At 68.5% G+C, this 23,784-nt stretch carries 23 protein-coding genes; 10 read left to right on the top strand and 13 right to left on the bottom strand.

The window, feature by feature from the left end:
• Positions 1–45: 45 nt before the first annotated feature.
• Positions 46–1,854, bottom strand: a complete 1,809-nt coding sequence (locus GGQ59_RS06075; RefSeq protein WP_183816899.1) for a DUF885 domain-containing protein — start codon at positions 1,852–1,854, stop codon at positions 46–48.
• 422 nt (positions 1,855–2,276) lie between these two features.
• Between GGQ59_RS06075 and GGQ59_RS06070 the strand changes: the two genes are divergently transcribed.
• Positions 2,277–3,068, top strand: a complete 792-nt coding sequence (locus GGQ59_RS06070; RefSeq protein ID WP_183816898.1) for a hypothetical protein — start codon at positions 2,277–2,279, stop codon at positions 3,066–3,068.
• Positions 3,069–3,077: 9 nt separating this feature from the next.
• On the opposite strand, the gene GGQ59_RS06065 is transcribed toward GGQ59_RS06070, so the two are convergent.
• Genes GGQ59_RS06065 through GGQ59_RS06045 form a run of 5 tightly spaced genes read right to left on the bottom strand, consistent with a single transcriptional unit; the run spans position 3,078 to position 6,423 of the window.
• Positions 3,078–3,377, bottom strand: coding sequence for a PEGA domain-containing protein (locus GGQ59_RS06065; protein WP_183816897.1), 300 nt, complete (start codon positions 3,375–3,377; stop codon positions 3,078–3,080).
• Positions 3,374–4,525 (bottom strand): cystathionine beta-lyase, encoded by a 1,152-nt coding sequence (metC, locus tag GGQ59_RS06060; protein ID WP_183816896.1) that lies wholly within the window; start codon positions 4,523–4,525, stop codon positions 3,374–3,376. The genes GGQ59_RS06065 and metC overlap by 4 nt, the downstream gene beginning before the upstream one ends.
• Positions 4,522–5,064 carry a GNAT family N-acetyltransferase gene (locus GGQ59_RS06055; protein WP_183816895.1) on the bottom strand — a complete coding sequence of 181 codons (543 nt, stop codon included), beginning with the start codon at positions 5,062–5,064 and terminating at the stop codon, positions 4,522–4,524. The genes metC and GGQ59_RS06055 overlap by 4 nt, the downstream gene beginning before the upstream one ends.
• Positions 5,061–5,432: a tRNA-binding protein gene (locus tag GGQ59_RS06050; RefSeq protein WP_183816894.1), complete on the bottom strand. Its 372-nt coding sequence runs from the start codon at positions 5,430–5,432 to the stop codon at positions 5,061–5,063. Before GGQ59_RS06050 ends, GGQ59_RS06055 begins: the two co-directional genes overlap by 4 nt.
• Before the next feature lie 4 nt (positions 5,433–5,436).
• Positions 5,437–6,423, bottom strand: coding sequence for a cysteine synthase A (locus tag GGQ59_RS06045; RefSeq protein WP_183816893.1), 987 nt, complete (start codon positions 6,421–6,423; stop codon positions 5,437–5,439).
• Positions 6,424–6,618: 195 nt separating this feature from the next.
• Here GGQ59_RS06045 and GGQ59_RS06040 point away from each other — a divergent pair, with 195 nt between their 5' ends.
• The 6 genes from GGQ59_RS06040 to GGQ59_RS06015 all read left to right on the top strand — a co-directional run bounded on the left by GGQ59_RS06040 (position 6,619) and on the right by GGQ59_RS06015 (position 13,939).
• Positions 6,619–6,936 carry a hypothetical protein gene (locus tag GGQ59_RS06040; RefSeq protein ID WP_183816892.1) on the top strand — a complete coding sequence of 106 codons (318 nt, stop codon included), beginning with the start codon at positions 6,619–6,621 and terminating at the stop codon, positions 6,934–6,936.
• A gap of 88 nt (positions 6,937–7,024) precedes the next feature.
• Positions 7,025–8,473 carry a DUF1217 domain-containing protein gene (locus GGQ59_RS06035; RefSeq protein WP_183816891.1) on the top strand — a complete coding sequence of 483 codons (1,449 nt, stop codon included), beginning with the start codon at positions 7,025–7,027 and terminating at the stop codon, positions 8,471–8,473.
• Positions 8,474–8,553: 80 nt separating this feature from the next.
• Positions 8,554–9,912 (top strand): class II 3-deoxy-7-phosphoheptulonate synthase, encoded by a 1,359-nt coding sequence (locus GGQ59_RS06030; protein WP_183816890.1) that lies wholly within the window; start codon positions 8,554–8,556, stop codon positions 9,910–9,912.
• A 230-nt stretch (positions 9,913–10,142) separates the two neighbouring features.
• Entirely contained in the window at positions 10,143–11,078 is a 936-nt protein-coding gene (locus tag GGQ59_RS06025) for a Gfo/Idh/MocA family protein (RefSeq protein ID WP_183816889.1), read from the top strand.
• Positions 11,075–12,238: a DegT/DnrJ/EryC1/StrS family aminotransferase gene (locus GGQ59_RS06020; protein ID WP_183816888.1), complete on the top strand. Its 1,164-nt coding sequence runs from the start codon at positions 11,075–11,077 to the stop codon at positions 12,236–12,238. Before GGQ59_RS06025 ends, GGQ59_RS06020 begins: the two co-directional genes overlap by 4 nt.
• A gap of 36 nt (positions 12,239–12,274) precedes the next feature.
• Complete coding sequence (locus GGQ59_RS06015) at positions 12,275–13,939, top strand: NAD+ synthase (RefSeq protein ID WP_183817289.1); 1,665 nt, start codon at positions 12,275–12,277, stop codon at positions 13,937–13,939.
• Here GGQ59_RS06015 and GGQ59_RS06010 read toward each other — a convergent pair.
• Together GGQ59_RS06010 and GGQ59_RS06005 are read right to left on the bottom strand one after the other, a co-directional pair.
• On the bottom strand, positions 13,936–14,601 hold the full coding sequence (locus GGQ59_RS06010) for a DUF1013 domain-containing protein (protein WP_183816887.1): 666 nt from the start codon (positions 14,599–14,601) through the stop codon (positions 13,936–13,938). The genes GGQ59_RS06015 and GGQ59_RS06010 overlap by 4 nt on opposite strands.
• Before the next feature lie 151 nt (positions 14,602–14,752).
• Entirely contained in the window at positions 14,753–15,724 is a 972-nt protein-coding gene (locus GGQ59_RS06005) for an NAD(P)H-quinone oxidoreductase (protein WP_221400908.1), read from the bottom strand.
• Positions 15,725–15,865: 141 nt separating this feature from the next.
• Here GGQ59_RS06005 and GGQ59_RS06000 point away from each other — a divergent pair, with 141 nt between their 5' ends.
• A complete protein-coding gene (locus GGQ59_RS06000; RefSeq protein ID WP_183816885.1) occupies positions 15,866–17,716 on the top strand; it encodes a response regulator in 1,851 nt (616 codons plus the stop codon).
• The gene (locus GGQ59_RS05995; protein ID WP_183816884.1) at positions 17,713–18,744 is read left to right on the top strand and encodes a substrate-binding domain-containing protein; all 1,032 of its coding nucleotides are present in this window, start codon (positions 17,713–17,715) and stop codon (positions 18,742–18,744) included. Before GGQ59_RS06000 ends, GGQ59_RS05995 begins: the two co-directional genes overlap by 4 nt.
• A gap of 10 nt (positions 18,745–18,754) precedes the next feature.
• Here GGQ59_RS05995 and GGQ59_RS05990 read toward each other — a convergent pair whose 3' ends face one another.
• Entirely contained in the window at positions 18,755–19,474 is a 720-nt protein-coding gene (locus GGQ59_RS05990; protein ID WP_183816883.1) for an SIMPL domain-containing protein, read from the bottom strand.
• A 27-nt stretch (positions 19,475–19,501) separates the two neighbouring features.
• Entirely contained in the window at positions 19,502–20,278 is a 777-nt protein-coding gene (locus tag GGQ59_RS05985; protein ID WP_246408506.1) for a DUF429 domain-containing protein, read from the bottom strand.
• A 99-nt stretch (positions 20,279–20,377) separates the two neighbouring features.
• Here GGQ59_RS05985 and rcdA point away from each other — a divergent pair, with 99 nt between their 5' ends.
• Positions 20,378–20,899, top strand: a complete 522-nt coding sequence (gene rcdA, locus GGQ59_RS05980; RefSeq protein ID WP_183816881.1) for a protease adaptor protein RcdA — start codon at positions 20,378–20,380, stop codon at positions 20,897–20,899.
• Between the two features lie 12 nt (positions 20,900–20,911).
• On the opposite strand, the gene GGQ59_RS05975 is transcribed toward rcdA, so the two are convergent.
• The 3 genes from GGQ59_RS05975 to GGQ59_RS05965 are packed head-to-tail and all read right to left on the bottom strand — an operon-like array spanning position 20,912 to position 23,778.
• Positions 20,912–21,310, bottom strand: a complete 399-nt coding sequence (locus GGQ59_RS05975; RefSeq protein ID WP_183816880.1) for a response regulator — start codon at positions 21,308–21,310, stop codon at positions 20,912–20,914.
• Between the two features lie 3 nt (positions 21,311–21,313).
• Positions 21,314–22,342: an HWE histidine kinase domain-containing protein gene (locus tag GGQ59_RS05970; RefSeq protein ID WP_183816879.1), complete on the bottom strand. Its 1,029-nt coding sequence runs from the start codon at positions 22,340–22,342 to the stop codon at positions 21,314–21,316.
• 2 nt (positions 22,343–22,344) lie between these two features.
• Positions 22,345–23,778 carry an ATPase domain-containing protein gene (locus tag GGQ59_RS05965; RefSeq protein WP_183816878.1) on the bottom strand — a complete coding sequence of 478 codons (1,434 nt, stop codon included), beginning with the start codon at positions 23,776–23,778 and terminating at the stop codon, positions 22,345–22,347.
• Between the last annotated feature and the right edge of the window lie 6 nt (positions 23,779–23,784).

The following is a 23,784-nucleotide window of genomic DNA, read 5'->3' as shown; positions in this document are numbered from 1 at the left end:
TTGCAGGGACACTAGGCCCGAGCCGTGCCCGGGCCAAGCCGGGGCTCAATCGCCGTCCGCCCGCTGCGCGTTGACCCAGCCGTCGACGCGGGCTTCGAGGACGGAGAGGGGGAGGGGGCCGCCCGTCAGGACGAAGTCGTGAAAGGCGCGGATGTCGAAGCGATCGCCGAGCCTCGCCTTCGCGTCTTCGCGCAGCTCGATCAGCTTCAGCATGCCGATCTTGTAGGAGGTCGCCTGACCTGGATAGACGATGTAGCGCTCGATCGCCTTGATCGTGTCGCCCTCGGGGTTGGGCGTGTTCTCCTGCAGGTAGTCGATCGCCTCCTGCATCTCCCAGCCCTTGGCGTGAAAGCCGGTATCGACGACGAGCCGCGCCGCGCGCCAGAGCTCCATGGCGAGGCGGCCGAAATCCGAGTAGGGATCGTCGTAGAAGCCGATCTCCTTCGGGACGAGCTCGGAGTAGAGGCCCCACCCTTCCGTGAACGCTGTATAGCCGCCGAACTGGCGGAACTTCGGCAGGCCCTCCATCTCGATCTGGATCGCCCGCTGCATGTGGTGACCCGGAATGCCCTCGTGATAGACGAGCGCTTCGAGCTGATAGGTCGGCATGTTCGCCATGTCGGCGAGGTTGGCGTAGAAGATGCCGGGCCGCGAGCCGTCCTCGGCGGGCTGGTTGTAGAACGCCTTGCCGGCCGCCCGCTCGCGGAAGGGTTCGACGCGGCGCACTTCGAGCGGGGCTTCGGGCAGCTTGCCGAAGAGGTCGGGCAGGCGTTCGCGCATGCCGTCCACATAGCCGCGCGCTTGCTCGAGGTAGGCCTCGCGGCCCTCGTCCGTGTTCGGCAGGAAGAACTGCGGGTCCTCGCGCATGAAGGCGAAGAAGTCCGAAAGGTCGCCGTCGAAGCCGACCTCCTCCATGATCTCCCGCATCTCCTCGTGGATGCGCTGCACCTCGGTCAGGCCGAGGCCGTGGACCTCCTCCGCCGTCATGTCGGTCGTAGTGTAGTTGTGCAGGAGGGCGTTGTAGTACGCCTCCCCGTTCTCCCGCACGCCGATCCCATAGTCGCCGTCGATGACCTCCGACCCGATCATCTCGCCGACGCGGTCCGCGAACTGGGCGTAGCCGGCGGCGTAGGGGGCGCTGATCGCGCTTTCGAAGGTCGTCAGCAGACGGTTCTTCTCTTCTTCGCTCGCGTCCAGCGCCTCGACCTTCTTCTCGAAGTCGGCGCGGACCGCGCTGCCGTCGGCGACGTTCCGTGCGCCCTCCTCGATCAAGGGGTAGGAGAACTCGGGCAGCGGGTAGCCCGCGTCGAGCCGGGCTTGAAGCTGGTCGGCGGCTTGGCCGAGCACCTCCGGCACGGCCGCGACGCGGGCGATGTAGCTCTCCGCGTCCGAGACGCTGTCCACGCGGTGGTAGTTCGCGAGGAAGACGGGAATGTTCGAGTGGATGCCCCGGAACTGGCTGAGCGGAAAGCGCTGCATCCGGAACTGATCGAGGCGTAGGTCGTTCTCGAGCGTGTACGCGAAGAGGTCGTAGTTCAGCTGCCCCTCGGCGGAGAGCGCGCCTCGGTCGAAACCAGTGCGAAGCTCCTCGAGCTGGCGTTCGAGCAGCGCCCGCTCGCGGTCCTCGGCCTCGGGGCCGCGGTCGTCCCATCGATCAAGCGAGGTCTTGCGGCCGAGATAGGTCTGATATTCGGGGCTGCGCGCCACCCGCTCCTCGAACTTCTCGTCGAGGAAGGCGACGAGGCGGGCGTCTTCGGTTTGTGCGGCTGCCTGCACCGTCGCGGCGGCGGCGAACGGCACGGCGGCGGGGAAGAGCGCGAGGGCGCAGGCGGCGAGCAGCAGGTTGCGGCGCATAGGAACTCCTTGTGGTCGCCCGACGCTAGCAACGTAGTTGCGCTCGGCAATGCGCGGACGCAGCCATATCGGTCGATTGTAGTGCGGTAGCAGCGAGGGGGGCTCACCGACTGCGTGATGCCGTTCCGCGATCTTTGGTTGTCTGTCCGATGAACGCCGCATCGAGCTCGACTGCGTTATGATATAATTCGCCTGCGGACTGCTGTCATAAAGAAGTGCTTATATCAGTCGTGGCTGATAGCGGCGGTCAAGAGTAAAAATTTGGATGGTGCTTGCGTTTCAGAGGCGCTGCGATTGCTGGGTAGGGAGGTCGAATGAAGAAGGCGGCTACCGTCCTTGCCTTGTTTCACGGGTTGATCGTCAGGGAAGCTTCAGCCGGCTGGGGCGGCTCGACGGGTTTCCCTAGGCAGCAATGCCCCCCAATGTCGAACTTCGAAGCGGTCATGCCGGAAGCGCACGGCAAGTTCCTCATGATCGACGAGAGCCACGGCACCCGCGAGGGGCCGGAGGCACTCTACCGCTACGTCTGCAACCTCACGAGCAGGGGCGAGAAGGTCATCGTGGGGCTTGAGATCGAAGCGCATCAAGATGACACCCTGCAACGCGGCTTCCAATCCGAGGATCCGGTCGAGGTATGGGGCGAGGGTCTTTGGATCTTCGACACGCAACTCTCGTCATTTGGCGACGGCCGCGGCAGCTGCGCGATGATGAGCCTCCTTCTGCGCTTCCGCGACCTTCAAAGGGCGGGGGCGGACCTCGAGGTGCGAGCGGTCGCAGGCGATTCCGACTCCGTCGCGTCTCCTCGCATCGCCGCCCTGCCGGACATGCAGAGCCGCCGCTTCGCCTACGACGCCTATAACCTGCTTCAGGTTTCTGACGACTACGAACACGTCATCTTCTACGCTGGCGGCCTTCACGCACGGCGTGCCGGCGCTCAGGTCGACGAGGATGGCCCCCTCTTCGACCGAAGCCGCTACCTTCGCCTCGCTCCGGTTATCGACGGCGGGTTCGCGCAGAACTGCACGCTTGGGCATGGATGCGGCACGAACCCGATCGAACGCTCGACGCTTAGACCGTCGAAAGTCTTGAATGAACATTACGAGGTAGGAATGGACGCCGATATGGGCCCGTACTTCGATGGGTACATCTACTTGGGAGAAACGACGGCATCGCCGCGATATCTGTTCACCGCGGGTCTGTCTTCCTGTCGCTAGCGGCCGCAATCAAAGTTCCGGCAGCGCCTCTTCCTCGACGTCCTGGCTGCGGCCTACGGGGACGAGGGTGAACAACATCGCCTCGGCGGACGGGGCGACGTCGGTGCGCACCGGCTCGTAGCCTGCCTTGGCGATGGTGACGCCGATCGGCTCGGCGATCTCGGCCCGGCAGGGCGTGGTGCAGGTCGTGCCGTCCTCGAAGCGGACGTGAGCCTTCTCAGGCACCGTTCGCAGCGTCACGCCCGTCGGCGGGGCTTCTTCCGCGGTCGCGCAAGCGGCGAGGGGGAGGGCGAGGAGGAGGCGCTTCACGAGCCTGCCTCGGGCACTTCGTTCGCCGCGGCGAAGGCCGCCTCGAGGTCCGCGATCAAGTCGCCCGCGTCCTCGAGACCGGCATGGACGCGGATCGTCTGACCCTCCGCCGACCAGGGCACGGCGGTTCTATGCCGCTCGGGCCAAGTCGGGATGCAAAGGCTCTCATACCCGCCCCAGCTATAGCCCATGCCGAAGAGCCGAAGCGCGCCGAAGAAGGCGCTGAGGTAGGGCGCGTCGGACCGCTTCAGCACCGCGCCGAAGAGGCCGCAGGCGCCGGTGAAGTCGCGCGCGAAGAGGGCATGGTCCGGGTGCGAGGGCAGGGCGGGGTGCATGACCTTCGCGACCTCGTCCCGCTCTTCGAGCCAGCGGGCGAGGGCGAGACCGGTCTCTTCGTGCACGGCGAGGCGGCGGTGGAGGGTCCGCATGCCGCGGTGGACGAGGGCGGCGTCGTCAGGGGAGGTGGCGAGGCCGAGGCCGCGAACGCCCTGTGCGACCTTGCGGGCCGCGCTGCCCGAAGCCGCGACCGTTCCGAGGAAGACGTCGGAGTGACCGCCGAGGTACTTGGTCGCCGCCTGCACGCTGACCGCGGCTCCGAGGGCGAGCGGCTTGAGGTGCACCCCCGCGCCCCAGGTGTTGTCGACGATGACGGGCGGTCCCGCCTCGCACAAGGCGGGGAGGTCCTGCACCTCGAAGGTCAGCGAGCCGGGGCTCTCGGCGAGGATCGCGACCGTGTTCGGACGGACGAGGCCTCCGATCCCCGCGCCGATCCTCGGATCGTAGTACTCCGTCTCGACGCCCATCCGCCGAAGGACGCCCTCGCAGAAGCCGCGCGTCGGATCGTAGGCGCTGTCGGTGACGAGGAGGTGCCCGCCCGCCTCGGCGAAGCTCAGGAGGGCGAGCGTGACCGCCGCGAGGCCGGACGGCGCGAGGAACACCTGGTCCGCCCCCTCCAGCGCCGCGACGCTCTCCTCGAGCGCGCGGTGGGTCGGCGTGCCGCCGCGGCCGTAGAAGAAGGGCCGCTCGGCGGCGGTGAACGCCTCGTAGCCGGGGAAGAGCACGGTCGAGCCGCGCTGAACGCCGGGGTTGACGAGGCGCACGCCTTCCTTGGGCCTGCCCTTATGGGCGTCGCTCGTGCAAGGCTTCATCCCCGCCACTCGATCACGCCCCTTCCCTGATCGTACACGGAGAACCCCGCCCTTTGATACATGCGCAGCGCCTGCGGCGCGTCCATGGTGCAAGTCTCGATGATGACGCGTTCCGGCCCCGCCGACCAGACGAGGTCGAGCACCTGGCGCAAGAACCAGCGGCCGAGGCCGGTCCCCTGCGCCTCAGGGACGAGGCCGAAGAACTTGAACTCGGCGAGGGGGCGCCTGCGCCAGTCGACCTCGGCGAAGCCGGCGGGCCAGCCTTCCTTGTAAAGAACGTAGATCGCCACGCGGTCGTCGTGCACGATCGAGGCGAGCTTGTCGTCGGCCATGTACCGCCTGCTGACCCAGCGGTGCGGCTCGCCGACCGCGTTCCACAGATAGCGATAGTAGGGCAGTGGCGGCGCGGCGGCGCGCATCATCGCCGTTCGGAAGGCCGGACGGGGAGGTTGTGGCCCCCGGGGCGCCTCGCGCTGCTCGAGGTAGGTGATCGTGACTTCGTGGCGGTCGAGAACGCCGTCCTTGTACGCTGCGTTCATAGGAGGCGTGTCCCGTTCGGCACGGCGGCGTCCGGCGAGACCAGGACCACCGCGCCGTCCTCGTCCGCGAGGCCGAGGACCAGCACCTCCGAGCGCACGGGGCCGACCTGGCGGGGCGGGAAGTTGACGACGCCCAGGACCTGCCGCCCGATGAGCGCTTCGGCCTCGTAGCGTCCGGTCAGCTGCGCCGAGGACCGCTTCACCCCGACCCCCTCGCCGAAGTCGACGCGCAGCTTGTAGGCGGGCTTGCGCGCTTCGGGGAAGGGTTCGGCCTCGACGATCGTCCCGATGCGGACGTCGACGCGCAGGAAGTCGTCGAACGAAGCTTCCGCCTCCGGTGCCGCCGCCGGGTCTAGAACGAGGTGCACGGGCTCACTCCAGCCAGGAGGGGACGGGCAGGTTCTTCTCGCGCAGCCAGGCGGGGTTGTAGAGCTTGGACTGATACCTGTTGCCGTAGTCGCAGAGCACGGTGACGATGGTGTGTCCCGGTCCCATTTCGCGTGCGAGTTTCATCGCGCCCGCGACGTTGATCCCGGCGGAACCGCCGAGGCACAGCCCCTCGTTCAGCGTCAGGTCGAACAGGATCTCGAGCGCCTCGGCGTCGCCGATGCGGTACGCCTCGTCGATCTCGAGGCCCTTGAGGTTCTCGGTCACCCGGCCCTGGCCGATCCCCTCCATGATCGAGTTGCCCTCCGCTTCCAGCGTGCCGGACTTGATCCACGAGAAGAGCTTCGCGCCGTGGGGGTCCGTCAGCGCGATCTTCACGTCCTTGGACCGCTCCTTGAGCGCGAGCGCGACGCCGCCGAGCGTGCCGCCCGAGCCGACCGCGCAGGTGAAGCCGTCGACCTTGCCCTCCGTCTGCTCCCAGATCTCGGGTCCGGTGGTCTTGTAGTGCGCGTCCCTGTTCGCCGTGTTGTCGAACTGGTTCGCCCAGACTGCGTTCTCGGTCTCCTCGGCGAGCCTGCGGGAGTAGTGCACGTAGTTGTTGGGGTCGGCGTAGGGCACCGCGTCGACCTCGATCAGCTCCGCCCCCAGAAGCTTGATCGCGTCCTTCTTCTCCTGGCTCTGGGTCCTCGGGATGACGATCTTGACCTTGTAGCCCTTGGCCCGGCCGACCATGGCGAGGCCGATGCCCGTGTTCCCGGCGGTCCCTTCGACGATGGTGCCGCCGGGCCGCAGCGTACCGTCCTTCTCCGCCGCCTCGATGATGCCGACCGCGGCGCGGTCCTTCACCGACTGACCGGGGTTCAGAAACTCGCACTTGCCGAGGATCGTGCAGCCGGTCTCCTCGGAGGCGCGGCGGAGCTTGACGAGCGGGGTCTTGCCGATGAGGCCAAGGACGGAGGAGGCGGTTCGCATGACGCCCGCTTACGCGCGCGGGGGGGCGCCCCGCAACGCGTCCGTTCAGGCAGCGGCGCGCTAAGCTTCGGTTAACCTTGTCTCGAAATTACCACGGAATTTCCGTCGCTTGGCGGTGTTGGTCCGCTAGTTTGGTCGCGAGGCCGGACGAATCGCCCGACGAGGGTTCAACCCAGGCATTGCGAGGGGACACGCATGATCAACACACAGCCGACCGGCTTCGCCGAGCCGACCGACCTTCCCAAAAGGCTGCACAGCCTGTGGATCAAGGAGGCCGACCGGCTTCTGGAAGCGGTCGGTCCGGACGCCGAGGACGCCGAGTGGCAGGCGCTGATCGAGATGCTGGAGGAGGCGTCGCCGATGCCGGGCGGCAAGGTCGCCCAGGTCGCGGCCAAGGCGCGGAGCATGGTGGGGAGCTATGCCGAGAAGGCCGACCGCCGCCGGCTGGCCGTGCGGGCGTTCCGGACCGCCGCGCGGGTCGAGGCGCGCGACGCGCCGCAGATCGGCGGGTGAGCGGCGGGGCCCTGAAGAGGGCGTAGCGTTAAGCGCTCTTTAGCCGCGCTTGTGGCAGCGTCCGTCCGAACCCCGAGCGGACGCTGCCGTGCTGCCCACCCTCACCGCCTACAACGTCTTCCAGCGCTCGCTTCAGACGACGGCGGCACCCGAGGCCGCGGCCGACCCTGCCGTCCAAGCGGAGATCGACTACTGGAGCGCCTCCGTCGGCAAGGTCCGCTCGGTGGCCGAGTTCGCCGCCGACGCCCGCCTCGTCGCCTTCGCGACCAAGGCCTTCGGCTACAAGGAAGACGCCCCCAGCGCGGCGCTCCTCGGCATCGCGCTCGATCAAGGCGCCAAGGACGCGGGCGCCTACGCCAACAGAGTGCCGGACTACCGGCTAGAAGAGCTCGTGCGCAGCTTCGGCTTCGCCGAGTTCGGCACGGCGCGCCTTCGCGACCCGGTCTTCACCGAGGGGATCGCGAAGCGATACATCGCCCAATCCGCCGAGGCGCCGGTCGCGAGCGTTCCTTCGACGCCGGCGGAGGTCGAGCGGCAGTACTTCAAGACGAAGATCGGCACGATCGAGACTCCCGACGACCTCCTCGCCGACAACCGCCTCTATGCCTACGCGATGAAGGCGTTCGGCCTCGAAGATCGCATGAACGAGCGCTTCTTGATCCGAGAGGTGCTGGCGGACGGCGTCGGCGAGGCGGACGACTTGGCCAACCGGCTCGGCGACGAGAAGCTCCAGGCCTTCGCCCGCAGCTTCGGCTTCGGCGAGGTCGGCACGAAGTACGTGCAGTCGGCTCAGTTCGGCGAGACCGTGGCCCGGCGCTACGACCGCGCCACGGGGCTGAACGCTCAGCCCGCGGCCGAGGGCGAGCGGGAGGAAACGGCTTACTTCCGCGAGGCCATCGGAAAGGTCAGGAGCCTCGACGACCTCTTCGCGGACAAGAAGCTCTACGACTACGTCATGACCGCCTTCGACCTCGCGGGCGACACCGGCAAGACGGCGCTCGTGCGGAAGGTGCTCGAAGAGGGCGTCAGCGAGCGGGACACCTTCGCCAACCGCATGTCCGATCCGCGCTACGGCGCGATGGCCCGCACCATCGCCTTCGCGGAGTTCGGCACGAGGAACCTCGAGGATCCGGGCATCGTCGGCGAGATCGTCAGCCGGTACGAGCGGGCGCAGCGCGAGATCGAGGCCGGACAGGACGATCCCGCCGTGGAGCTCGCCGCCTACTTCGACCGCAAGGCGAGCGGGCTGACGAGCTGGTACCACGTCCTCAGCGACACGCGTCTACGCAACGTGACGCTGACCGCGCTCGGCATGCCGGCCGCCATGGGCACGCTCGGCGTCGACCGCCTCGCCGCCGAGTTCCAGGACCGCTTCGACATCGCGGACTTCCAGGACGAAGCCAAGCGGGCCGACTTCATCAAGACGTACCTCGTATTGTCCGACACCGGCGGTTCGGCCGGTGCTTCCAGTCCGATCCTCAGCCTGTTCTCCGGCGGTGACGCTACCGGCCTCTACGGCCTGGTGGCGAAGCTCTGAGGAAACGCCGCGCCATCTGCGCCGTTGCGCCTTTCCGGCCGCCCCCTTAGCTTGCTGTCTTTCGAGTAGGAGAGGGCGACATGGCCTGGGCCCCCGACAGCTGGCGCGGCAAACCGTACAAGCACATCCCCGAGGACTATCCCGACCGGGATGCGCTCGAGGCGGTCGAGGCGGAGCTTGGGACCTATCCGCCGCTCGTCTTCGCGGGCGAGGCGCGGACCCTGCGAGAGCGGCTGGCCTCGGTGTCGCGCGGCGAAGCGTTCCTGCTTCAGGGCGGGGACTGCGCCGAGAGCTTCAAGGAGTTCCGCCCCGACAACATCCGCGACACGTTCCGGGTGATGCTGCAGATGGCGGTGGCGCTGACCTACGGCGCCTCCATGCCGGTGGTGAAGGTCGGCCGCATCGCGGGTCAGTTCGGCAAGCCGCGCTCCTCGCCGGTCGAGACGATCGACGGCGTGACGCTGCCCTCCTACCGGGGCGACAACATCAACGGCATGGAGTTCACGCCCGAAGCGCGCGTCCCCGACCCGCAGCGCCTCCTCAAGGCCTATGGTCAGTCGGCGGCGACGCTGAACCTGCTGCGCGCCTTCGCGAAGGGCGGCTATGCGGACCTTCGCAACGTCCATCGCTGGAACCTCGAGTTCGCGGCGGGCGCGCAAGGACAGCGCTACATGGCCCTCGCCGACAAGATCTCGGAAGCCATGGGCTTCATGGACGCCTGCGGCATCACCGCGAGCAACCCGCGCGCCTTCTCCGAGGTCGAGTTCTACACGAGCCACGAGGCGTTGCTGCTCGGCTACGAGCAGGCGATGACGCGGACGGATTCGACGACGGGCCGCTGGTACGACACCTCGGCCCACCTCGTCTGGATCGGCGACCGCACGCGGCAGCCGGACGGTGCCCATGTTGAGTTCTGCTCGGGCATCGAGAACCCGATCGGGATCAAGTGCGGGCCGAGCTTAGAGCCCGACGACCTGATGGAGCTCCTCGACATCCTGAACCCCAAGAACGAGGCGGGGCGGATCGTGCTGATCAGCCGCTTCGGTTCGGACAAGGTGGCGGGCGGCCTGCCGCGCCTCGTCGAGCGGGTGCGCCGCGAGGGCCGCAACGTCGTCTGGTCCTGCGACCCCATGCACGGGAACACGATCAAGGCGGCGAACGGCTACAAGACGCGGCCCTTCGACCGCATCTTGTCCGAGGTGACGCAGTTCTTCGAGGTCTGCCGGGCCGGGGGCGCCTATCCGGGCGGGGTCCACTTCGAGATGACCGGCCAGGAGGTGACCGAGTGCACCGGCGGCGCGGTGGCGATCTCCGAAGAAGATCTCTCGGACCGCTACCACACGCATTGCGACCCGCGCCTCAACGCGAGCCAGGCGCTGGAGCTGGCCTTCACCCTGGCCGAGAAGCTCCGCGAGGAGCGGCGGCGGGAAGCGGCCTGATACGCCTCTTCGCTGCGCTGTCCCTGGCGATAGGGCCGGGGCGCGCGGCGGCGGGGTCTTGCCTGCGGGCATTGCCGCCGCAAACCGGCGAGGCCGTGGCCGAACTCGCCGAAGAGCGGATCGCCGCGCCGCTCGGGCTGACCTGCGCGCGCGCCGCCAAGACCGTCTGCGGCGGCACTCCGTAACAGCGCGTGACGTGCCTTCGCCGCGCTGCGGCCTAAGAAGCCCCTATGAGTGACGGTACGATCAGGACGGGCGTCGCGGGAGCGGGGGTCTTCGGCGGCTATCATGCGAACAAGTACGCGGAGGCCGAGGGCGCGACGCTGAGCGCGGTCTACGATCGGGACGAGGACCGGGCGAAGGCCCTGGCCGAGAAGCACGGCGTTGCGGCGTTCTCCGAGTACGGCGCCTTCCTGTCCGAAGTCGACGCGCTGACGATCGCGGCGCCCGCCACCGTCCACGCGGAGCTCGCCGGGCGGGCCCTCGAGCGCGGCAAGCACGTTCTGGTCGAGAAGCCGATCGCGATGTCGCTGGACGGCGCCGACCTCGTCGTCGCGATGGCGGAGGAGGCGGGGCTCGTCCTGCAGGTCGGCCATCAGGAGCGCTACGTGGCGGACGCCCTGGGCCTTCTTCGCCGGGACCCGCCGCTCGTCGTGCGTTCCCGCCGGCTCAACCGCTTCTCGGGCCGGGCGATGGACGTCTCCGTCGTCCTCGACCTGATGATCCACGACCTCGACCTCCTCGCCAAGCTCACGGGCACGGACGAGGCGGAGGTCCTGTCTTGCGAAGCGCGCCGCGAGCACGGGACCGAGGCGGACGAGGTTCTGGTTCGCCTGAAGATGGCGGGCGGGGTCGAAGCGGCGCTGTCCGCCTCCCGGTTGGCGAGCGATCCGACGCGGGACCTTCTCCTTTCCTACCCGGCGGGCGAGGTGCATCTCGACTTCCTGACCCGCCGGACGGACAACAGCACGCCCGAACCGCTGGCGGCGGCGCTGGACGATACGAACGCCCCGCTCGCCCTCCGCGACCCGCTCGCCTACGGCACGAAAGGCTTCCTTCGCGCGATCCGCGAGGGGACGCCGCCGCCCGTCACGGGCGCCGACGGCCGAGCCGCCCTCAAGCTGGCGCTCCTCGTCGAGGAAGCGGCCAAGGAGCAACTCGCATGACCATGCCCGCAACGAAGGACCGGCCTGAGGTCGGCCCCATCGCATTCATCGACCTCAAGGCGCAGCAGGCGCAGATCCGGGAGAGGGTCGAAGCGCGCCTGATGGCGGTGCTCGACCACGGGCGCTACATCGCGGGGCCCGAGATCGAGGAACTCGAGACGCTGCTCGCGGAGAAGGTCGGCGCGAAGCACTGCGTCGCGTGCTCGTCGGGCACGGACGCGCTCATCATCCCGATGATGGCGATGGGCCTCAACCGCGGCGACGCGGTCTTCCTGCCCGCCTTCACCTACAACGCGACGGCCAATGCGGTGATCATCGCGGGGGGCGTGCCGGTCTTCTGCGACGTCGACCCGGACGGGTTCAACATCGACCCGGAGGACCTGAAGGCCCGCATCATCGAGGCCAAGGCACACGGCCTGACGCCGCGCGCCGTCTGCGCCGTCGACCTCTTCGGCGTGCCGGCGCCTTACGCGGCCTTGCGCTCTATCTGCGAAGAGGAGGGCTTGGCTCTCCTCGGCGACGCTGCGCAGAGCTTCGGCGGGCAGCAAGCCAGAAACGAGGACTGGGCCTGGGTCGGCAGCCTCGCGCCGATCACCGCGACGTCCTTCTTCCCCGGAAAGGCCCTCGGCGGGTACGGCGACGGCGGCGCGATCTTCACCGATGACGACGAGACGAACGAGGTCTGCCAGTCGATCCGCTGGCACGGCACGGACGCGGCCCGCGCCGAGAGCGTCCGCGTCGGCCTCAACGGCCGCATGGCGAGCTTCCAGGCGGCGGTCCTCCTCGAGAAGGCCGCGATCTTCTGGGACGAGCTGGAAGCCCGAAGGCGCGTCGCGGCGATCTACGACGAGGGGCTGAAGGGCCTCGCCGCCCCGCAAGCCATCCCTTCGGGTACCCGCTCGGGATACGGCTACTACACGGTCAGCCTGGACGATCGCGACCACGTTCGGGAGAAGCTCGGCGAGGCGGGCGTGCCGACGGCGGTTTACTACAAGACGCCCCTTCACCGGATGAAGGCGTTCGCGCCTTACCCGCCCTACGGTCCGCTGCCGAACTGCGAAGCGGCCTCGTCGCGCGTTCTCAGCCTGCCGATGCACCCCTACCTCACCGACGAGCAGGCGCGCTTCGTCGTCGAGGCCTTCGCAGCGGCGGTGGCCTAGCTCGCCTTTTGCTCAACTAGAGCATAGATGGATGCCATGACCGACCGCCTCGCCATCGCGCTCGCCCAGCTCAACCCGACCGTCGGCGACGTCGCGGGCAATGCGGACCGGATCGCCCAGGCCCATGCCGAAGCCGCGGGGCAGGGGGCGGACCTCGTCGTGTGCCCGGAGCTCATCGTCACCGGCTACCCGCCCGAAGACCTCGTGATGCGGCCGGCCTATGCGGAGGCATGCCGTCAGGCCGCGCTGTCGCTCGCGGCGCTGACGAAGGACGGCCCCGCGCTTCTGATCGGCACGCCCTGGCCGGGCGGGGGCGGCGACCCCAGGCCCTTCAACGCCAGCGTTCTCCTCGTGGACGGCGCCGTCGCGGCGGTCCGCTACAAGTCGTGCCTGCCCAATTACGGCGTCTTCGACGAGCCGCGCACCTTCCGCCCCGGCCCACTGCCCGAGCCGGTCGAGTTCAGGGGCGTGAAGCTCGGCCTCATGATCTGCGAGGACATGTGGAAGCCGGGGCCTGCGGAGCGCCTCGTGGAGGCGGGCGCAGAGATCCTGGTCGCGCCGCACGGCTCGCCCTTCCGTCAGACCGCGCACGCCGAGCGGGTCTTCCAGGCCGAAGCCCGCTGCCGCGAGACCGGGCTGCCGGTCATCTTCGTGAACCAGGTGGGGGGGCAGGACGAGTTGGTCTTCGACGGCGCGAGCTTCGCGCTGAACCCAGGCGGCATCGCGTACAGAGCGCCGCTCTTCGAGCGATCGGTCGCAACGACCCTCTGGGAGCGGACGGAAACGGGCTGGCACTGCGAGGAGGACCTCAGCCTTGAGTGGGAAGAGGACGACCCGCTCGTCTGGCGCGCGGTCGTCACCGGGACGCGCGACTACGTCCGCAAGTCGGGCTTCGAGAGCGTGGTCCTCGGCCTTTCAGGAGGGATCGACAGCGCGCTCGTCGCCGCGATCGCGGCGGACGCGCTAGGCCCTGAGAACGTTCGCTGCGTCATGCTGCCGAGCCGGTACACGTCCGAGGCCAGCCTGAAGGACGCGCGCGCCTGCGCCGAAGCCATTGGCTGCCCTTACGACACGATCCCGATCGAGCCCGCGGTCGAGGCGATGACGGGCATGCTCGCCGACAGCTTCTTGGGGCGCGAGCCTGACGTGACGGAGGAGAACCTTCAGTCGCGCATCCGGGGCACGACGCTGATGGCGCTATCGAACAAGCTCGGCGTCCTGCTGCTCACCACCGGGAACAAGTCCGAGATGGCGGTCGGCTACGCCACGCTCTACGGCGACATGAACGGCGCCTACAACCCGATCAAGGACGTGTACAAACAACGCGTCTTCGAGCTCGCGCGTTACCGGAACGAGGAGCGACCGGCGGGGTGCCTAGGCCCTGAGGGCCGGGTGATCCCTGAGCGGATCATCACCAAGCCGCCCTCGGCCGAGCTTCGCCACGATCAGAAGGACGAGGACAGCCTGCCGCCTTACCCCGTCCTGGACGACATCCTGCACGGCCTCGTGGAGGAAGAGATCTCGGTCGACGCGATCGTCCGGCGCGGTCACGACCGGGCCGTCGCCGAACGCATCCAGCATCTTCTCTACCTGTCGGAGTACAAGCGCCGGCAGGCTCCGCCGGGGCCGAAGGTCACGAGCCGGAACTTCGGCCGCGACCGCCGCTACCCCATCGTCAACCGGTGGCGCGAGAAGGCTTAAGCCTTCTCGTCCGACCCGAAGTTCGCGAACACCTTGTCGAGGTCCGTCTCCTGGCCCTCGTCCTCGTCGCCGGTCTCGGTCTCCGCCGCAGGCGCCAGCGTCGCGCCCTCGGGCAGGGCGCCCGCCGCTTCGATCTCGGCCCGGCGCTCGGAGGCCTTCCGGACCGCCGCGTCCAGGTCGATCTGGCTGCAGAAGCCGAGCGTCACCGGGTCCATCGGCTCGAGGTTCGCCGAGTTCCAGTGCTGCTTGGTGCGGATCGCCTCGATCGTGTTCTTGGTCGTTCCCAGAAGCTTGGAGATGACCGAGTCCGGCACCTCGGGGTGGTTCTTGACGATCCAGGCGATGGCGTTCGGACGCTCCTGCCGGCGCGAGGTCGGCACGTAGCGGGCCTGCTTCTTCGCGGTCTTCACCGCGGTCTTCGGCCGGGACAGCTTCATCCGATAGCCCTTGTCGGCCTCGGCCTTCTCGATCTCGTCGCGGGTGAGCTGCTGGCCGACCACCGGGTCGATGCCGCGCACGCCGGGGGCGACGTCGCCGTCGGCGATGCCTTTCACCTCGAGCGTGTGCAGGTGGCAGAAGGCGGCGATCTGATCGAAGGTCAGCGAGGTGTTGTCGATCAGCCAGACGGCGGTGGCCTTCGGCATGAGCGGGGCGTCGGACATGAGCGTCTCTCCTTTGTTGCGTGAGGGACGCGAGGCGCGTCCCGCCCCGGGGACCGCCCGGGGCAGCCGAACCTCTGAGTTGTCAGGGGGACGGCGTGAGCCTGCCGTCAGAGATACGAAGGCTCGAACGCGCTGACAAGGTTAAAGCCGTTCAGACCGTAAGGACGACCTTGCCGACATGACCGCCCGCCTCGAGGTGGCGGTGCGCGTCCGCGGCGTGGGCGAGCGGGAAGACCTTGTCGATGACCGGCGTGACCTCGCCGGCTGCGAGCTTGGGCAGGACGCACCGTCGGACTTCGGCCGCGAGGCGCGCCTTCTCCTCGGGCGGGCGGGCCCGCAAGGTCGAGCCGGTCACGGTGAGTCGCTTCGTCATCACGGCGCGAATGTCGAGCGTGCCCTCCGTCCCGCCGAGGAAGGCGATCGAGACGTGCCGTCCGCCGGGCCGCAGGAGCGCGACGTTACGGGCGAGGTAGTCGCCGCCGACCATGTCGAGAACGACGTCGGCGCCGCCATCGGCTTGGGTCAGCGCCGTCCAGTCCTCGCGCCGGTAGTCGAAGCACCGCGCATAGCCGAGGGCCTCCGCGGACCGTGCGCGCTTGGCGCTGCCCGCGGTGCCGTAGGCTTCGGCGCCGAAGGCGCGAGCCATCTTGCCGGCCATCGTTCCGATGCCCGAGGTCGCGCCGTGAACGAGGAGGCGTTCGCCAGGACGCAGGCCCCCCGCCTCGAACACGTTGGTCCAGACGGTGAAGGCCGTCTCGGGAAAGGCGGCGGCCTCTTCGAAGGAGAGCGCCTGCGGCTTCGGCAGCACCGTTCCCGCAGCGCAAAGGGCATGGGTGGCGTAACCGCCGCCCGAAAGCAGCGCCATCACGGCGTCGCCCACGGCCAGCCCGCTTACGTCGCTTCCCACCGCCTCGATCACCCCCGCGACCTCGAGACCGAGGCTCTGGGGCGCGCCGGGCGGGGGCGGGTAGGCGCCGTGTCGTTGCAGAAGGTCGGGCCGGTTCACCCCGGCGGCCCGAACCGTGATCAGAACCTCGTGAGGTCCGGGCGGGGAAAGGTCGACCGACCGGAGTTCGAGTACCTCGGGGCCCCCCGGGCGGGCGGCGAAGACGGCTTGGGACATGGGGTTCGCAGGGGTCATCCGGCCAGTGTGCGTGACCGCGCCCGGAACCGAAAGTCTGTGACTAAGTTCTCAGTGAAGAGGGACACTTAACCGAAAAGGTACGCTTGTCCGCTACCGCGAAGTGGGGATGCGGAGGTGTGAGTGAACAAGTCTTCGGCCCGCATACGGCGTGCCCTCAGCCTGCGTTTTAGCGCGGCGATGCTGTTGCTCGCCATCGCGAGCACGGTCGGCTTCGTCACCGCCCTGAGCCTCAATCAGCGCGAGCGACACCGGGCCGAAGCGATCGCGATGGTCTCGAGCCAGCGCGCGCTCTCGCAGCGCATCGCGCTCCTGACGAGTCGCCTCGATCAGGATCGCGAGCCCGAACGCCTGCGTGAGGAGCTTCACGCCGCCATCGCCCGCATGCGCCGGCAGCACGACGTCCTGACGCTGGGGGCTTCGGCCGACGTCGACCTCACTCGTTTCCTCTCGCCGATCCAGGGTCTCTACTTGCAAGGCTACCTTCCGTTCGACCGCCAGGTCCGCACCTTCCTGGAGCGGGCTGAAACGGTATCCGCAGCCGAGCCTGGCTCCGACGCCTGGCAGAGCGCCGCGCTCGACCGCTACCTCGTCGTCGGGATGGGCACCGATGCGCTGCCGCAATCCCACGCGCTGATCGTTCAGGTCATGCAGGCCGACGCCGAGGCGGCGTTGACGAAGGGGCGGTGGGTGGACGGGCTCTTGTGGCTCTCCGCGCTCGGCCTGATCGGCGCGATCGCCATCTTCATCTTCGGACCCATGGGCCGCAGGGTCGCCGACAGCATCGACAACATCGCGACGGCCGAGGCACGCGCTCGCCAAGCGGCGCGTTCGGCCGACGCCGAGCGCAAAGCGAAGGGCGCCTTCCTTCACGCCGCGGGCCATGAGCTGAAGACCCCCCTCAACGCCCTGATCGGCTTTGCCGACATCATTCGGCAGGAGAACGTCTCGGATAAGGCGGACGAAGCGCTTCAGGAAATGCAGTTCGCCTCCGACCACCTGCTCGGCCTGATCGACGCCATCCTGGACGCCCACCGCGCCGAGGAGGGCACGCTGACCCTCAACGAAGAGGCGTTCTGCGTGGCCGAACCGCTCGAAGCGGCGAGCCGGATCACCGAAGGCCTCTGCCGCCGCAAGGGGCTGGGCCTCGAGGCGTGCATCGACGTGCCGACGACCTCCATGGTGTTCGGCGATGCTGTCCGTCTCCGGCAGATCTGCTTGAACCTCCTCGACAACGCGGTGAAGTTCACGGAGGCGGGAAGCGTCGGTTTCGAGGCGAGCGTCGCGGAGACCGAAGGCGTCCTCACCCTCTCTATTCTCGTCACCGACACCGGCATGGGCATCCCCGCCGCGCGCCAGTCCGCCGTGTTCGAGCGCTACGCCGCGAGCGAGGACGCGGTCGCGCGCGGCGTCGGCGGCCTCGGCATCGGGCTTTCGACGACGAAGACGCTCGTCGGGCTGATGGGCGGAGAGATCGCCTTGCGCTCGGAAGAGGGGGCGGGGACGGAGGTTTCCGTCACGATCCCGCTCGCCAAGGTCGTCCCGGCCGCGCCGGCGCTCGAAGCGCCCGAACGCGATGGTCCCATTCGCGTGCTGATCGTGGACGACAACGCGCCCAACCGCATGGTGGCCGAAGCGATGGTCAAGATCGCGGGCGGCGAGGCGGTACTCGGCTGCGACGGCGTCGAGGCGGTCGAGGCCGCGAACGCCGACTGGTTCGACCTCATCCTGATGGACATCTCCATGCCCCGCATGGACGGGATCGAGGCCACCGCGATCATCCGCGAGGACGGACCGAACATGACCACGCCGATCATCGCGGTCACTGCGCACGTCGCGAGGGAAGAGGTGCCCGACCTTCTCGATCAAGGGTTCGACGAAGTGATTCACAAGCCCATCCGAAAGGACCTGATCGCCGACGCTATGATGCGCTGGACCGGGCCGGGCGCGGCGCCGCTGCGGAGGACCGCATGATCGGCATCCTCCTCTCGCTGCTCGCCCTCGCCGCGCCCGCCGGGACCGACCTGCCCGAAGAGGCCGCTGCGCCGGTGCCGCCCGGCCCCATCCGCGTGGCCGGCTCCTCGACCGTCGCCCCCTTCGCCCTCGTCGTCGCCAGCAGTGCCGACGGCCACGCCGTGGTGAGCCAGACCGGAACGACGGCCGGCCTCGCGGCTCTCTGCGCCGAGGGCCAGCCGGTCGCCTTCGCCGGCGCGTCGCGTCAGGTGCGGCCCGAAGAGGTGACGCGCTGCGCCGAAGGGTCCGTCGCGACCCTCGTAGAGCTGGAACTCGGCCTGGACGGCATCGTCCTCGTTCAAGGTGAGAAGCAGCGCGAGCTCTCCCTGACCGCCCACGATCTCTACCGCGCCGTCGCGCGCACCGTTCCGCTCGGCGATGGGAACTGCCGACTCGTTCCCAACCGCGTCAGGAACTGGCGTGACGTTCGGGCGGCGCTTCCCGACCGGCCCATCATGGTCCTAGGGCCACCGCAGGGGTCCGCCACGCGCGAAGCGCTGATCGAACTCGCCGTGCGGACCGGCGCCAGGGCCGAGCCCTGCCTCGCCGCCCTCGAACGAGAAGACGAGCCTGCCTTCCTCGATAGTCTGCGCCTTCGCGACGACGGCGCCTGGGTCGACACGGGCGGCAGCGATGGGGCGGCAGCCTATGCGCTTACGCGGATGCCGGACGCCATCGGCATCTTCAGCTTCGTCCACGCGCTCAAGCAGGAAGGCTTGGAGACGCTGTCCTTCGACGGTGTGCACCCGACCGCCGCGACGGTGGCCGATGGCCGCTACACGCTCGTGCGCCGAGCCTACCTCTACACCACAGCCGGCCAGCTGACGCGCGATCCGCGCGTGATGCGCATGGTCGGCGCGTTCCGCGACCCGGCGCTGGTCGGGCCCGGCGGCGTTCTGACCGCGATGGGCCTGGTCGCGGGCGAGGAGGCGGGCCGTGCCCGGCTGATCGACACCGCGACGGGTGAGGACACGCCGCTGCGCCGGTGAGGGCCGGTGCTCAGTCCTCGATCCGGAAGTCGATGGTCGTGACGACGCGAACCTTCTTCTCGACCTGCTCGCCCGGCGAGGCGTAGGGGTTCGCCTCGATCAGCGGCGAGATCGAGAAGTAGCCCTGACTGGCGCTCAAGATGTCGCCGACGCGCGAGCCCGAGTCCTCCGCGAACTGCTCCGCGCCCGATCGGGCATCGCGCGTCGCCGCGGCGATCATCTCCGGCTTGATCTCCGAGAGGGCCGTGAAGACGAAGCTCGGGCCCTGGTCCTGCACGACGACGCCGCGCTCGACGAGCTCCGAGGTGCGGCGGCTCAGCTGCTCGACGAGGTCCACCTGCGCCGAGCGGATGAGGACGGTCTGCGTGATGATGTAGCGGCCGCCCGTGATGGGGCCCTGGCGGTAGCGTTCCGCCGCTTGATCCACGACCTGAAGGCGTTGGCGGATGACCTCACCGGCGGGCAGCCCCGCCTCGGTCGCGAAGGCGGTAAGCGCCGTCAGATCCTGCTCGACCCGGCGGCGCGCGGTCTGAAGGTCGTCGTCGGCGGCGGTGATCTGAAGCGGCCACTCGGCGAGGTCGGCCCGGACCTCGCGCTCTGCGAGGCCGCGAACGGTCACGGAACGAACGGGCTCCCGGCCCGCCTCGAAGCCGTCCCCGATGAAGAACCCCGCGAGGGCCGCGCCGACGCCGACCAGCAGCCCGGCCAGGATGATCGAAACTCGTTCCACGTCGCCTCCCGGCACCCTCATACGCCCTCAACCCCAAATCTCCATCAGGAGTCCGCGTTCGTCGCGCGTTCCGTCGCCCAAGCGCCAGGCGGTGCCTGACAGGGCGTCGAGTCCCGTCAGCGAGAGCACCATCGCGTCGCGCAGGTCGTCGTCGGCAACCGCGCGCTTCGGCCACCGCGCCCGCACCGCCGCGATCAACGACGATGGGTCGAGGCCTCGGCGCCGCAGCACCGCGTCCCTCTCGTCCGCGCCCGCCTTCGTCTTCTTCGCCATCGCCATCGGCGCGCCCGCGAGCCTCGTGAAGGCGAGTTCGGGATGTCCTTCCAGGACCCGTCCCTGATCGTCCGGAGACAAGGCCGCGTCGGCCTCCCGGATCTTCGGCAGGATGTTCCAGCTCTGCGCGGAGACGCCGCCGCCGGGCCGCAGCGCCCGCCCGATCTCGCTGGCCTCGGCGCGGCTCGCCGCTTCGAGCGCGGCGCGGGCCGGGGGCGGGAAGACGCTCGCCCGCCTGGGGCCGAGGCGCAGCCTCGCCGCGCGGTCGCAGGCGCGCGGGGTGTCCGAGGACAGTCCGATCGGGACGTCGATGACGACGACGCGTGCTGATCTGGGCAGGGCGTCCGAGAGCAGCACGTCCAGCGTCGGGAACACGTCCCAGCCGACGAGACACCCCGTCCCCGCTCCGGGACGGTTCTCGCAACCCCTGGCGGGTGCGCAGGCGACGGCCACCCATCCTGACGGGCAACCGTCCACTCCCAGGCTTATGATCGGCCCTTGGCCGCCCTTTGCAGTCGCCGATCCGTCCATGGCACGTCGATTGCGATCCCTCCATCCGGAATCAAGGTTGTAAGCGGCGTGCCGGGATGTCTATTCTGTGCGTTGCGTCCCCAAAGACGAGGAAGCGATATGAGAACGGCCGGCGCGGAGAAGACCGATAGCCCTGACGGCGCCGGCAGGATCGGACCCTTCGTCCGTTCCAAGATGTTCACCAACCTTTTCGCGCACGGGATGGAACTGGTCGAGGAGACCGCGACCTACCTGGACGACGAGGGCCGCCGCGCCTCGCGTGACCTCAGCCGCGAGGCGGCGCTCGCCTATGCCGGCGTCTCCATGCGACTGACGACCCGGCTCATGCAGATCGCCTCCTGGCTCCTCGTCCTGCGCGCCGTGCGCGAGGGGGAGATGACGCCGCAGGAAGCAGGCCACGAGAAGTACCGCATCGGCCCGGCGGAGCGGCGCCCCGCCGGCGGCGATCCGGCGGCCGGCCTTCCCGAGACGCTGCGCAACCTGATCGGGCAGACCGATACCCTCTACGCGCGGATCACGCGCCTCGACCGCGACCTGTTCGTGGATGTATCCGCTGCGCCCGCGAGCGGGGACGCGGCCGGTCAGCTCCGCGCGCTGCACGACGCCTTCGGCACTCGCTGAGGGCGTTTCCGTTCAGAACCAGATGAGGCCGGGCTGGGGCGCGGGTTGCGTGCCCGTACGGATGTAGTCGAGCGCGGCCTCGACGCTGCTCAGAAGCGTCTCCGACTGAAACGGCTTCGTCAGGACGCCAAGCGCCTCGCCCGACGCCTCTTGCGTCTGGCCGGTGACGAAGAGCGTCGGCACGTCGAACTCGTCCTTCAGCGTCCGCGCGAGGTCCAGGCCGGAGTCGCCGTCTTTGAGGTCGATGTCCACCAAAGCGAGGGCGGGGCGGCTCCCCGCGAGGAGCTTGAGCGCCGCCGCGTTGGTGACGGCCGGGCCCGCGACCTCGTAGCCTGCGTCCTGCAGATCGAGCTGCATCATCATCCCGATCATGACGTTGTCTTCGGCGAGGAGAATGAGCGTGGTTGTCATGACCTAGCGGAGTACGGCCTCGAGAGGCGCTTCGAGGCGGACGGATAGTCCTTCCTCGCGGTAGTCGAACTCAGCCTTGCCGCCATAACCCCTCATCGTCGCCGTTATGAAGGTCTGCCCGTAGCCCGGTCCTCTCGGTGGCGCCACAGGGGGACCGCCTACTTCCGTCCAGGTCAGGACGAAATCTTTCTGGGCCTGCCAAGCGATACGGATTTGACCGGTCTGGTTGCTTAGCGCCCCGTACTTGATCGCGTTGGTCAGCAGTTCGTGAACGATGAGGGCGAGGGCCTGCCCGACCTCCGCGCTGACGAGCAACGAAGCGTCGGCGGTCACCGTGATCCGGTCCTCGCCGGTGTAAGGGGCGATGACCGCGCCGATGGCGTCGCCCAACTCGGCTTGGCCGTAATCGTTCGCGTAGAGGACCTCGTGCACCTTGGACATGGCGGCGAGGCGTCCCTGGAAGACCTCGCTGAACTGACGCAGGTCGTCGGCGTTCCGAAGCGTGAGGCCGTAGAGCGCCTGAACCGTTGCCAAGATGTTCTTTACCCGGTGGTTCAGTTCACGCCGAAGGCGGTCCTGCCGCTCGATGTAGTCGCGAAGCGCGTACTGACGTTCGCGCGACAGGCGCATGATCTCCACCGCGCTTTGAACCTCCGAGATCTGCACCGGGCGTTGGAGAAGAAGGAGCTTCGTGCGGGGAAGGGCGGCCTGCAGTTTCTCCAATGCCGGCATCACGTGGCCGGGGCCGTCGGCAAGGAGGATGAGCGGAAGCTCCGCCCAGGCGGGCTGGCGAATGAGGAAATCGGAGAGGGACGGCACCGTCTCGCCGAGGGCTTCCTGGGTCAGGACGAGCACCCCGACGGCCTCGGGACGCGACAGCGCTTCCGCCAAGGTGGCAGGCTTGTCCGAGATGTGGATGTCGTCTTCGCTCTCCATCAGCGCGGTCCGCAAGAGGCCCGCATCGCGTCCTTTCGGCGCCACGATCCAGATCGGAACGCGGTTCGTCCGCGGGGCGGGCTCGGAACGCAGCACGGTCAGGATTGCCCGAGCAGCCGTACCGCCGTCTCGGGCGCCGTCTGACCGAGGACCGCCACGCCCTTCTTGCCGATCTCCAGGCGCCTGATGTTCAGGTCGTGCGGGCCGTGCCGCTTCTTCGCCACGGTGATGGACCGTTCGATGGTTGAACCCGCCTCGTACATGCGCAGGAAGAGGACGGTGTCGCCCAAGAAGCTGACGTCCAGCGTCATGCTCATCTGGTGACCGAGCAGGCCGGACTGGCTGACGATCAGCACTGTCAGAACGTCGCGCCGCGCCAGGTACTTCAGCAGGAGCTGGATCTGCACGATCGCTTCGTTGCTGTTCGGCAGGCCGCCGACGTAACCCGTGAAGCTGTCGATCACGACGACCTTGGTGTTGTTCTCGTCGACCGATCGCAGCGCGATCTCGTTGAACTCGCCCTGGCTGATCTCGGAGGGGTTGAAGTCGTAGATCTCCAGCAATCCCTGCTTGTGGAAGCTGCGCAGCGGCAGGCCTAAACCCTCCGACCGCCGAAAGAAGGTCTCCTGCCGCTCCTCGAACAGGAACATGGCGCAGGCTTCGCCCCGGCTGAGCGCGGCGTGAAGGTAGAGCGAGGCGAGCGTGCTCTTGCCCGTGCCGGCCTGACCGATGACGAGCGCCGTCGTTCCGCTCTCGAGGCCGCCGCCCAGCATCTCGTCGAGAGGCCGGACGCCGGAGCTGATGAGGTTCCCGCCCGCCTCCTCCGGTGCGAGCAGGGGCACGATCCGCGGGAAGGCGACGACGCCCTTGCCCTGCAGGATGTCCATGTCGTGATAGCCGTCGAAGAAGTCGACGCCGCGCATCTTCGCCACTTCGATCCGCCGACGCGCCTGTCCGTAGGTCGGCAGGTCCTTGTCGAGGTGGATGATGCCGTGCGCGTAGCTTTCGAGTTCCAAATCGTTGCTGTCGTCCGTCGTCAGATCGATCAGCAGCGTCGCGACGCCCATCTCGCTCGTCGTCTGCTTCAAGGACAGCATCTCGCGTTGGAAGCGCGTCGGGTCACGGCTGAGCTTCCGGACCTCCACGAGGCTGTCATAGACGAGGCGCCGCGGCTTGTGCGTGTCGAGCGCCTTCATGATCGCGTCGCGCGTCAGGTCCATCCGGATGTCGACAGGGTAGAAGACGGTCTGCTCTTCCGTCTCCGGCTCGCCCGTCTTCATCTCGACGACGTGGATCTTGGAGATGTCCCAGCCGTGGCTGTCGGCGATCATCTCCAACTCGTGCCTGGTCTGCGATAGGGAGACGAAGACCACGCTCTCGCCGTTCTTCACGCCCTCCAAGAGGAACTGGAGGGCGAAGGTCGTCTTCCCCGTTCCCGGCTCGCCGTGCAGCAGGTAGCTGTAGCGGCCCGGAAAACCGCCGTTCAGGACGTTGTCTAAGTTGTGGACACCGGTCGATATACGCTCTGGCATCGTACC

This window comes from Parvularcula dongshanensis (assembly GCF_014199615.1).
GTDB classification, from domain to species: domain Bacteria; phylum Pseudomonadota; class Alphaproteobacteria; order Caulobacterales; family Parvularculaceae; genus Parvularcula; species Parvularcula dongshanensis.
This window is presented reverse-complemented; position numbering and strand designations above follow the sequence as displayed.